The organism is Lachnospira multipara LB2003 (genome assembly GCF_000702205.1).
Lineage (GTDB): Bacteria > Bacillota > Clostridia > Lachnospirales > Lachnospiraceae > Lachnospira > Lachnospira multipara_A.
On the sequence record NZ_KL370871.1, the window covers coordinates 496,025 to 507,347 of the forward strand.

8 protein-coding genes are annotated in these 11,323 nt (G+C 35.6%); 1 reads left to right on the top strand and 7 read right to left on the bottom strand.

Annotated features, from left to right (window positions below; genetic code table 11):
* Nucleotides 1–65: 65 nt before the first annotated feature.
* Together T537_RS0111790 and T537_RS12605 are read right to left on the bottom strand one after the other, a co-directional pair.
* Nucleotides 66–1,370: an ABC transporter substrate-binding protein gene (locus T537_RS0111790; protein ID WP_027438892.1), complete on the bottom strand. Its 1,305-nt coding sequence runs from the start codon at nt 1,368–1,370 to the stop codon at nt 66–68.
* 58 nt (nt 1,371–1,428) lie between these two features.
* Nucleotides 1,429–3,912, bottom strand: coding sequence for a response regulator (locus T537_RS12605; RefSeq protein ID WP_155895273.1), 2,484 nt, complete (start codon nt 3,910–3,912; stop codon nt 1,429–1,431).
* 178 nt (nt 3,913–4,090) lie between these two features.
* Between T537_RS12605 and T537_RS0111800 the strand changes: the two genes are divergently transcribed.
* Nucleotides 4,091–5,170, top strand: a complete 1,080-nt coding sequence (locus T537_RS0111800; RefSeq protein WP_031558196.1) for a M24 family metallopeptidase — start codon at nt 4,091–4,093, stop codon at nt 5,168–5,170.
* A 116-nt stretch (nt 5,171–5,286) separates the two neighbouring features.
* Here the strand turns inward: T537_RS0111800 and T537_RS0111805 are convergent, their stop codons facing one another.
* The 5 genes from T537_RS0111805 to T537_RS0111835 all read right to left on the bottom strand — a co-directional run bounded on the left by T537_RS0111805 (nt 5,287) and on the right by T537_RS0111835 (nt 11,283).
* Nucleotides 5,287–7,680, bottom strand: a complete 2,394-nt coding sequence (locus T537_RS0111805) for a hypothetical protein (RefSeq protein WP_031558199.1) — start codon at nt 7,678–7,680, stop codon at nt 5,287–5,289.
* A gap of 675 nt (nt 7,681–8,355) precedes the next feature.
* Nucleotides 8,356–9,327 carry an SHOCT domain-containing protein gene (locus T537_RS0111820; RefSeq protein ID WP_031558201.1) on the bottom strand — a complete coding sequence of 324 codons (972 nt, stop codon included), beginning with the start codon at nt 9,325–9,327 and terminating at the stop codon, nt 8,356–8,358.
* Between the two features lie 331 nt (nt 9,328–9,658).
* The gene (locus T537_RS0111825; protein WP_051637244.1) at nt 9,659–10,051 is read right to left on the bottom strand and encodes a hypothetical protein; all 393 of its coding nucleotides are present in this window, start codon (nt 10,049–10,051) and stop codon (nt 9,659–9,661) included.
* Between the two features lie 113 nt (nt 10,052–10,164).
* A complete protein-coding gene (locus T537_RS0111830; protein WP_031558206.1) occupies nt 10,165–10,359 on the bottom strand; it encodes a hypothetical protein in 195 nt (64 codons plus the stop codon).
* Nucleotides 10,360–10,467: 108 nt separating this feature from the next.
* Complete coding sequence (locus T537_RS0111835; RefSeq protein WP_031558208.1) at nt 10,468–11,283, bottom strand: alpha/beta fold hydrolase; 816 nt, start codon at nt 11,281–11,283, stop codon at nt 10,468–10,470.
* Nucleotides 11,284–11,323 lie beyond the last annotated feature (40 nt).

Consider the following 11,323-nt stretch of genomic DNA (forward strand, 5'->3'; position numbering starts at 1 on the left):
TCTAACAGCTTCTTTTTATACCTTTCTTATATTTCAATGCCTTTTATACTTCACAACACAAGCTATCACTTTACAGCTATGCTTCCGTATTTTTCTACTGCTTCATCTACTGTCATAGTATTATTTATGACTGCGTAGGCTGCTGCCCTAAACTGCTTTACTGTTGTATCAAAAATTTCCGTGTCTCTAAAACTAATGGTTCGATTATCTGGGAAGCCCGAAAGAGAAGCGTACACCTCATCAAGGGAATAATCTTTAGTAGGCGTAATCAACCTTTTTTCTTGGGCCATAAGTCCAAGCTCTTTCTGACTTGTTAAAAATCGTATAAATTCATTTGTCATATCAATATTTGCACTATTTTTATTTACACAAAACAGAATAGAAATTGAATCCATGTAGTAACCACCATCATCCCCTGAAGGTGCTATGTAAAAATCATATTTAAATGGATTGTTTGAAAATGCTTCTGACTTGCTTTCACGCTTTTTTGTGCCTGAGACCACATCTCCTGAGCACAACATCATAGGAACATCGCCCTCAAAAAATCGCATAATTACTGCATCGTAGTCATTTTCTATTTCTCTACTACACTTATTTATATCTATACATTCTGAATCCACGAACTCCTTTAATCTTGTAAGAGAATTTCTCATTGTTTCACCAGCTAAAGGATCAAGGTTATTTAGGGCATCTTCAACGCTTCTATCATCCTTTACAGTCTTAGCAAACATAGGATAAGCAAAGGTGTAGCCTATTCCTGGAGTTGTCATGGTATTGGCACCCATAACTGGAGATTCATATCCTGCTGCCTTTAACTTTTTACTTACGTCTAATAATTCCCCGTAGGTCTCTGGCACTTTTAACCCTTCTTTTTCAAAAATATCCATATTTACTAGCATGCCATAGGATGTGGCAAAAATTGGTAATGTCAAGATTTGACCATCCTCCATCTCCCAACTAACCCCTTCTCTTATGCAATCAAGATCTATATCTAATTTTTCATCAGAGAGATCTTTGGCATTATTAAATAAATCTGCAAATTGTTCATTTCCATACATCCATGGTTGTACCACATAAATATCAGGAGGCTCTTGGCCTGCCAATGCCGGACCTATTGTATTTCTGTAATCGTCAAGGTAAGTATATCCAATTTCCCCATTTGGATAATAAGAATAGAATCTTTCAAACTCACTTTCTAAAGATTCAAAATTAGCATATGTTCCCACAACAGAAATCTTATAATTTATATTAGCGTCATACTTAGGCCTAAATTCTTTACTTTCACTATTACTCTTTTTACAGCTAGGGACAGAAACTAGCAAAATTGCTGCAAAAACCACACTAACGATTCTCTTAACAGTTCTCCCCATACGCTCTCCTTTCTAGCAAAACTAATAGAAACCCCATAAGAAATTCCTATAAAAATTCCTATAAAAATTCCTTTATCAGATCAATAAGTTCATCCTTATCCATTTCTTTAAAATCTCGAGATAGTAATTTAACGTCATCAAAGCTTTCTTCCAGCCTCATTTCTTTATCCACAAGTATTAAAGAAACCTCATGATTTTCTAAATATTTAATAGCCTGTTCCTCAGATTTAACAAGCACAATATTTCCTGTATCTTCTAGCCACTCTTTGATTTTTCTCAAAACCCCAAGATCTTTATTAATTACTAAAATATTTTGTGGAGCAGTAAAACTCTCAGTCCTTTTATCTTCATTATTAAGCACTACTAAATCAGTTGATAAATAATTTAAAATCATATTTTCAAGCTTAACTGTATCTATAGGTTTGGTAAGATAATCATCAAAACCTGCCTCTATGTATTTTTCACGCATTCCAGAAATTGCATTAGCCGTAAGACAAATCACTGGTGTATTCTCATTAGCCGTGTCCTTTAATGTTCTCATTTCCTTAATGGTTTCAATTCCATCTTTACCTGGCATCATATGATCTAGAAAAATAATATCGTAATGTTTTGTCTTAAACTTACTTATGCAGGCATCTCCACCATCTGCAGTATCAATTTGAATTTTTGTTTCTCTAAGCAAGCTAATTAAAACCTTAAGATTTATCTCTGTATCATCAACAATAAGAATTTTCGCTTTTGGAGCCTCAAACTTGGCTTTATACGCCTTTTGTTCACTTCTAAACTGCTTAAAGGCCTCATCATAATCCCCTATCGCTTCCCAATCAACAACTTTCTGCCTTAATTCAAAGGAAAAAACAGAACCAACTCCATATTCACTTTCTACATAAATCTTACTTCCCATCATATTAAGAAAACTCTGTGCAATTGCCATTCCAAGTCCAGTTCCCTCAACATCTCGATTTTTCTTCTCTTCAATTCGCTCAAAGGCAATAAAGAGCTTGTCCAAATCTTCTTTTTTTATACCTACTCCTGTATCCTTAATTTCCACATGTAAACTTACTTCATCTTGTCTTTTATCAGATTTAGTACTTGTAATAGTAAATGTTATGCCTCCTTCTTTTGTGTACTTCACGGCATTTGATAAAATATTAGTAATAATCTGCTTTATTCTTATTTCATCGCCAATTAACACCTTTGGAATATTTCTATCCACATTTAATTCAAAGAAAAGCCCTTTTTCCTCGGCCTTACACGTAACCATATTAACCAAATCATTTAGTAACGAAACGAAATTATAACTTTCCAACACAAGTTCCATCTTGCCAGCTTCGATTTTTGAAAAATCTAATATGTCCTTAATAATAGCAAGTAAGGTGGTACCTGCCATTTTTATATTGTTGGCATATGTCAAAATTTCTTCATCATGACTATTTCTAAGAATCATCTCGTTCATGCCAATAATGGCATTCATAGGTGTTCTAATATCATGGGACATAGTTGATAAAAACTGTGATTTAGCCTCATTTGCCTGATTTGCAGCTATAGCTGCCACTTCAAGTTTGCGATTAAAAGCACGAAGCACTAATAAATTAAAGTGGAGCAAAATCATAAGTCCCACGCTTGTCATTCCAAGTAAAAGCCAATCTACAGACCTGTTATCTGTTAATTCCTTAGCAGGAATATAGGCAATCAAATACCAAGAATCTAAGCTTGTTAAAGGTGTATATGCAATAACACAATCCTCACTTTTTGAATTACGAATATGCATAGAAGCTATATCCGTGTGAATACTTTCCACAACCTTATTAAACTCCTTATTAGACATAGGATTATAGGATTTAAAATACTCGTAAAAATTGCTATTTTTTAGAGATTTTCCATGAATCATATAATTTCCGTCCCAATCAATAATAGATATTTCCACCTTTTCATATTCGCCCTTTAAAAAAACGAGCTTTTGCTCTAAACGGCTTACTGGCACAACTCTAATAATAAGACCATCTCTAATTACACCTTTTTCCTCATCAAGAATCTTAACATTATTTAAAAATGCAATGGATTGCACACCATTTAATGGATTTGTATATGCTCTTGTTAGGTTAACTTTACCATCCAAATTCTTAATATCAAAATTATCAAAAATTGATATATGAGAATAATCCACTTGATAATTATTTGAATTTGTTGTACTAGGCGATGTAGATATACCAAGCAAAGATCCATCATCAATATATATTAAATGTCCAGATATTTCAGAGGATATTTTAACTTTTCTAATATAAGAAACCGCTTCCTCTATAGTCATTGGATTTCCTGCATCTGCTAAACTATTAATATAGTTCGACCAAATATCGCACAAATGCTGCTCATCCTCTAAATAATTATCAATAATTTGTTCTGTGGTTATAGTCATTTTCTCAAAAGACGCAACTAAAGCACGGTTTGACTCTAAGGCTCTATCATTGGCATATTTCACAATAATAAAAAGAATCAAACCTACTATCAATATATTAGTGATAATAATATATCTCCTCTTCAAACTGTATCCCCTATTCAACCTATTTTTTACGATCAAAATTATATTTAAATTATACTATAAACACAAAAAATTGTCTTATACTATATTGTAATTGTATAGAAAAAATATTAACATTTGTATTTTTCTTACAAAGTGGTATCCTTATTAGATAGTGACAGATTGAAAAGGAGTGAATAAAATGAAACAAAATCGTATTGACCGTATTTTTATGGCCTTAAAGGAAATGAATGTACAACAAATGTTAATTGTAGATCCTATGTCTATATATTATCTTACTGGTATCTATCAGGAACCCTTTGAACGTTTCTATGGATTATTGCTTAGAGAAGATGGAAAGAATGTCTTTTTCTTAAATAAATTATTTAATGCTCCTGGGGAGCTTGGAGTTGAAAAAGTTTGGTATTCAGATACCGACGATGTGGCTGATGTTATAATGCCATATATTAATCCTGACTGGACTTTAGGTGTTGATAAGGATATTCGCGCAAGATTCCTTCTCCCACTTATGGAACGTAATGCAGCTAAGGGCTTTGTTAATTCATCAATTGCTGTTGATACTACTCGTGGTATTAAAGACGAAGAAGAACAGGAAAAAATGCGTGTTGCAAGTCATATTAACGACCTAGCAATTGCTAAATTTAAAGAACTTGTTCACGATGGTGTAACTGAAAAGGAAGTTGCTGATCAGACTCTTAAGATTTATCAGAACCTTGGAGCAGATGGTTTCTCCTTTGAACCATTAGTTGCCTTTGGTAAAAATGCAGCAGATCCACACCATTCACCAGATAATACAGTAATTAAGTCTGGTGATTGCGTACTCTTTGATGTTGGATGCATTAAGGATGGATACTGTTCTGATATGACAAGAACATTTTTCTATAAGGAAGTATCCGATAAGGACAGATTTATCTATAATACTACTCGTGCTGCTAATGAAGCTGCTATCGCTAAGATTAAGCCAGGCATTAAGTTAAAGGAACTTGATAAGACTGCAAGAGATCTTATTTCAAATGAAGGCTATGGCGAGAACTTCACTCACAGACTTGGTCATTTCATCGGCCTATCAGAGCATGAATTTGGCGATGTTTCATCAACTAATGAGACAGAAGCTAAGGCAGGTATGATTTTCTCAATTGAACCTGGTATTTATGTCACAGATGAAGTGGGTGTTCGTGTAGAAGACCTTGTACTTGTAACTCCTGATGGTGTTGAAGTACTTAATAGCTATCCTAAGGAATTAGAGATTATTGGTAGATAAGTCTTAGTACTTAGATTAAAAAAACAGGCCCTAACACAGTTTTAATAACTGTGCTAGGGTCTCTTTATTATTAACTAGTTTCTCATATCATGCCGATGAAGTTTTACCATTGTTTTTTAGTCATTTACTTTTTTCTTCTTTGAACCCCCCAAAAATCCAAGTCCGCCAATAGAAGCTAGAAGAAGCAGATACCATACTCTGATATCATTTGGGTCTCCGGTCTCTGGTGCAGTAGACTGTGTGCTATTGCTACTATCCGACGAACCACTATCTGAAGTTGTGCTGCTATCGCTTAATGAAGCCTGATCTTTGTAAGCTAGGGCATATGTTGAAAACTTATCTGTTTCAAATGTGAATACATGTGTGTTTTCATCATAAGTGCCTGTGATATCTGTAGCCTCGCCTTCATGTACACGGATGATTTCAAAGGTTCTGCCACTCTTCCTCAAGCTTTCAGGAATAACTATACTTGCTTGTACTTTACCATTGGTCTCAGTAACTTTTGTTGCATCGTTACCTCCGACTTTCTTAAACAAATTAATATCAAAATAAAGTCCAACAGTAAAATCACCAGAAGTATCCTGAATTAAGGTCTTATCTGTCTCTTGTACAGAATCACTCATATCCTGAATATCAAGCCACACATTAACACCCTGAGCCACTTCTTCTGGTGTGAGTGCTAAAAGTGTAGTCAAGTTATCATTGTTTTCAATCTTTGCTCCAAAAGGATTGCTTTCTGATGTTACTGCATCTGTATCTGTAATATCGTTTACAGCACCTGCTGTGGTAGCAACATCCGCATATGGAACCTTTGTACTAGTGTCCGTACTATCTAATGAACCTCCGGAAGAATTATCATTCTGATTAGTTATAGGAGTGCCTTTTTTCTTTATAATTGTATAATTTGAGAATTTATCTGATGAAAATGTAAGTCTTCCCATAGTAGAATTATATATAGCATCTAATTCCTCAAGAGTTCCATTGTGGTTTCTTACAATACTATAAGTCTCTCCTTCAGACAGATTGTTTGGTACACTTAAGGAAAATGAAGCTGCACTCGAAAGATCTGTCATATTGTTAGTCCAATAATTACTTGCATTTGAAAAATAATCTCCGCTACCACCTTTACTAATAACATTGGTCATAGTGATATCGACAGTTTCAACAGCACTTACAAAATCATCGCTGTCATTACCCATGGCTGTCTGAATAGTGTCATCGTCAGGATTGCTTTTCCCTCCTGTTACGCCGACTGCCACATTACCAGTGTTGAGAGCTGCATCTGTTCCGCTTACGCTAAGCCCTGACACACTACTGCTTCCACTGACTTTTACCTGGGGATTTGTTTTGCTAAAAGCACCTGCAAGGTGGAAATTTCCATTCATTGTCACAGTAAAAGTACTTTGGCTTGCTTGTGCTACAAGCGTCTGGCCATTCAAACTGGCACTTGTAAGCTGATATCCCGCTTTAGGGACAAACTTTAATGTAACCACATCTCCTTTTTTACATTGAATATAGCCTCCATTATTTTTATCGACTACAAGGTCAACCTTACTGCCGCCTCTTGTAGCACCAACATATTCAACAGTTCCTGTACTTGCATCAATGTAAGCATCAGACCAACCACCAGTTCTTTCCTTTGGATCGTAGGTCCAAAGAATCGTCACATCATCACTTTGTTCTCCTTTGGTAACAGAAATATTATAGGCTCCGTTTTTCTTAGAAACCTCCCGTGAGGCTATTCCTTCCCCATTTATTGCACAATCGTTTCCGTCTATTGAGGCGCTTGCAATTTTGAAACCACCAAATTCTGGAGAAATAGTAATAGTGTATTTGTCAGCCTCATTTACAGTTACTGTGCCTTTATTGTCTTGAATATTTAATCTTTGAGTTTCTGTTCCGTCGAATACCGAAATCTCTGCTATTATATCAACATCACCTGATAGAGTAAAACTGAGCGTAATTCTTTCCTGTGAACCACCTCCTTGACTAGGGTCTCCAGGACCTGGACCAGGATTTTCACCACCTTGATTGTTTGATATAACTTTAATATATATGTTTAAAGTATTCGTTTCATTTATATCCAATGGCAATGAGCCCGTTATCCCACCAATATCATTAACTTTGTTGCCGCTAATAGTAATACTGCTACTATTAAAATCTACCAAGTTGCCATCTGTTTCAACTTTAAGTTTAACCGACTTGGTACCTTTTGGAATGTCTCCATTATAAGTTCCAGTTTCAGGGCTAATAGTAACTGGCTGTTCTCCAAGCTCGTTACCGGTTCCACCACCATTATCGAAAAACCTGATTTCCAGACTGAGGTTATTTGAATTAACTGCTAAATCCGCTTCGAGTGTAGCACTATAAGTTCCGGTTCCAGTTCCGGTTCCGCTTTCGCTTTCGCCTTCGCCTTCTGCATACGTCGTTAAACTGGTTACCGGCATTAATCCAAGCACCAACACAAGACTAAGCATGATGCCAAATAGTCGTTTCATCTTAATCTTCATAAGTTCCTATCTCCTTTATATCTTTATTTACAGCTGTTATGGTCGCTGCATCACCTTTAAAACACAAAAAGCCGCCGAACTTAACAGGGCATATTTGCCCCATCAAATCCGACGGTTATCCATCATCATCATATTCTGTTTTATCCCAAAAAAGGCCGCAACTAACCCCTGCTCTGCTCTGCTCTGCTCTGCTCTGCAAGATTGTAACATTCTTCGCATGACTGCCAACTCCCCTTTCATTTAACCTTAACAAAGTGTATATCGGCTACTCTTACAATAAGCTTTAGTTTTTCACACAGACCTTTAGTCTTTTTGTATTTATTATATTGTATCAGAATACACAGTTTTTTATAAGAGTTTTTTCACAATTTGGCGATTATGTTTTATCTTTCAAGTCATACGCTTTAATACTTGTTACCAAAATGTTGACAAGTACAAAGGCTACCTCTACGTTCCGGTCGACACTAAACAAGCGTCCCCCGAACGCTTAACGCCATGTCATGGGCACTTTCCTTACACAGGAGTATTGGTTCGTTGGAGCACTGAACTTAATACAATTTAACCTTACTTCCCCTGAGGTGTTCAAAAGAGGTTCATTTGAACCCCCTAGAGAAATGTCACTCGCAAGCATAAAAGATGGCAGGCAGTCTCGTTATAAGACTACCTGCCTGTTGATTAACTATTCAATATTTCTTGTTTTTTCATTTCAAATTCTTCTTGGGTCAAAACACCTTCATCAAGCAAACTTTTAACCTGTTGCAATAATTCCATTTGTTCTTTAACAGACATTTTGGGTGTGTTAATGTTTGGTTGTTTTTGTTCACCTAGTGCCCTTTTCTTTGCATCAATCATTGCCTTTTGCTGATTAACCCTATTCTGAAATATAGAATTTTTTTGTTCTTGAATTTCTTGCTTTTTTCTTTTTTCTTCTAATTCTTCTAATTCTTTCCGTTCAGCATATGTCATCTTGGGTTTTAATCCAAACTCCTCTCTAAATTCATTTCCCATTTCTGTAAATTCATCCTGTATATCTCGAACTCCAATATCATCCAAGAACTCATCCATCATACCTGATAAAATGCCTTTTTTCTTCTGTTTCCCCATTGCCTTTGTGACCGCTTTTGTTACACCTGTTGCTGTAAAATCACCCGACTTTATCAAGTTCTTTGCTACCATACCAGCAATTTCTTTTTCCGAACCTCCTGCAGTAGGCATCTCATCTTGAGCTTTTGATCTGAGTTCCAAAATTCTATCAGTATCTTTCGCTTCAATAACAATACTCTGATAGTAATTGAAATCATAGTATTCTGCATCAGGACCCATTTGATCATTTATTGCCATAATTAGAACCTTTAATTCATTTTCATTTCCAGACTGCAAAGCAAAATCCTCCACTTTGCCGCCTATATATAATTCCAACTGTTTTTCTCCATTGGATGCTTCACCTTGAATTGCTTGATTTATGATAGAATAATCATAACGTTCAATTCCCTTAAAATTATTTAGCATTCCATACTTTTCTAAAATAACACTCTGATTTGTTATTGTTAAGACATGTGTATATGCTCCCCAAAATCCATGACGTACACGCGATACTTTATAAACTATCTTTTCTCCTGAGTTTAATGCATATTTTTGCTTTGCCATATATATGTACCTCCATAATAATATCAAGCTGTTTAGCCTATATTATACCATGTAAATTTTGCGAATAATTATGTTAACTATTATACCTTATATTGGCAGATTGGCGTATCCATTTTGTCATATTTCTGCAATATAAAAAGTCAAACCCGTCAAACTCGATGGTTACTGACGAATCTGACCTTTTTAAACCAAATTCCTGACCTCAGGAAACTGGTCAAGAATACTGCGTCCTGAGTTTTCACAACCATAGTCTGGCTCTATTATTTTCTTTACAATATACTTCAAAATTGGAAACTTCTACTCTTTATCTACACTAATCCAGTATTTGTATTTATTCCTCTATTGTTTTATCTCCATAAAATTGCATTAGCATTAGAATCAAGGTACTTCCTGAAAGGATTCCATCCATAATACCTGCTGGTAATAAAAACATCATTAATATAAGAGTAATGAAAGAAATAATTAGAGACAAGGCCAACCCCCACATTCGATTTTTAAGTAGACCTATTGCTCCTATTAATCGAATGACTCCATATATTGCCCCCATAACCATCATCATATAAAGATTATCTTGAAAATATGGAAGCTTAAATTCAAAATACTGGCCAATATCAAACCTATCAGTTCCTAACAATAAAGCTATTATCATACAAAGAACTCCACCAAGTTCCATAAAGCCACCATGTATTATCATTATAGCTGCAGCTACCTTATACTTTTTCATATAGTATTTTCCTCCCAATTCATTTATGCTCATCTACATACTGTGAAAAATCTGGAATTTTTGACCAATATTTAATTCCCCAAATAGGCACTTGCTCCTCTTCAATCAATTTCCTACCAGGTCTTCTTTCCTGTTTTTGCAAGGATTAAGGCATCATCATAGGAACAACCATGTTCTCTTGCATACATATATAGAGCCTTATCCAAGTACGGATACTTTCTCGGATCCACAAATCCACGATTTGCCTCCAACCATGCGCGATGATAAAATCCCTGTAACTTTTCTTCATCTACATCAAATAATCCCATAATATTCACCCTCCTTAATAGAAATCTCCATCAATCCTTCGCTCAACGCAAAGAACCATTGATTTTACAATACATCTTCTAATGTAATACTACTCTCTGTTTTCTTAACTATAATTTCTTGACCAGTTCCTCAATCAGCCGATTTACAATTTCTGGTGCATCGGTATTAGAATTATGCCCCGCATCTTTTATCCATTCTATCGGAATTCCGGTATTCTTATGCCACGCCTTATTATATCGGATACAAGAGCCGGCATGATCTTTTTCTCCGCAAATTAAAATAGAAGGGCACTTAATCTCATATGGCAAATTGGCCTCCATTGCTTCCGCCAATATCCGATAGCCATGACCTGCTATTTTTGCATATCTCTCCTGATCACCATTATAGGTCATCATCATATTATGCATTATTTTTCTTCCATAGCTCGACCTAGCAACACCATTCGTTCCCAGCTTCAAAAGAGACTTCCAAGGATAGTGTCGATACACCGGCTCCATTCGCTTCAATAGCCAAATTTCTGCGGCCGTCACGTACCTACGCTGTAAAGGTGCCGAATCCACAGAAACAAAACCCTTTAACTTTTCAGGATAAAGCTGTGCATACGCCTGTCCAACGTAACCGCCCATAGACTGACCAATAATTATAGGATGGTCAAATCCCTCTTTTACCAGAATTTCGTCTAGCCATCTTGCTTTATCCATCAAATTAAAATCAAAGCGAAATGGCCAAGAAGCAGCATGCCCAGGTGCATCCCATACAAAAACCGGATACTTACTTTCAAAATATTCAATTTGCTTTTCAAACAATCTGTGATCTGCGGTAAGTCCAGGTAAAAAGACTAACTGCAACTCACTATTTATTGACTCTTTATTTATCCAATAATGTATATTGCCACATGGAGTAGCATATATTTGTTCTGTCATAATTCCCCTCCAGAATATTATATTAAAAATCCAAACTCCT

Coding starts and splice junctions, on each gene's coding strand:
- T537_RS0111790 (WP_027438892.1), bottom strand. CDS start 1,370: ATGGGGAGAACTGTTAAGAGAATCGTTAGTGTGGTTTTTGCAGCAATT.
- T537_RS0111800 (WP_031558196.1), top strand. CDS start 4,091: ATGAAACAAAATCGTATTGACCGTATTTTTATGGCCTTAAAGGAAATG.
- T537_RS0111805 (WP_031558199.1), bottom strand. CDS start 7,680: ATGAAGATTAAGATGAAACGACTATTTGGCATCATGCTTAGTCTTGTG.
- T537_RS0111820 (WP_031558201.1), bottom strand. CDS start 9,327: ATGGCAAAGCAAAAATATGCATTAAACTCAGGAGAAAAGATAGTTTAT.
- T537_RS0111825 (WP_051637244.1), bottom strand. CDS start 10,051: ATGAAAAAGTATAAGGTAGCTGCAGCTATAATGATAATACATGGTGGC.
- T537_RS0111830 (WP_031558206.1), bottom strand. CDS start 10,359: ATGGGATTATTTGATGTAGATGAAGAAAAGTTACAGGGATTTTATCAT.
- T537_RS0111835 (WP_031558208.1), bottom strand. CDS start 11,283: ATGACAGAACAAATATATGCTACTCCATGTGGCAATATACATTATTGG.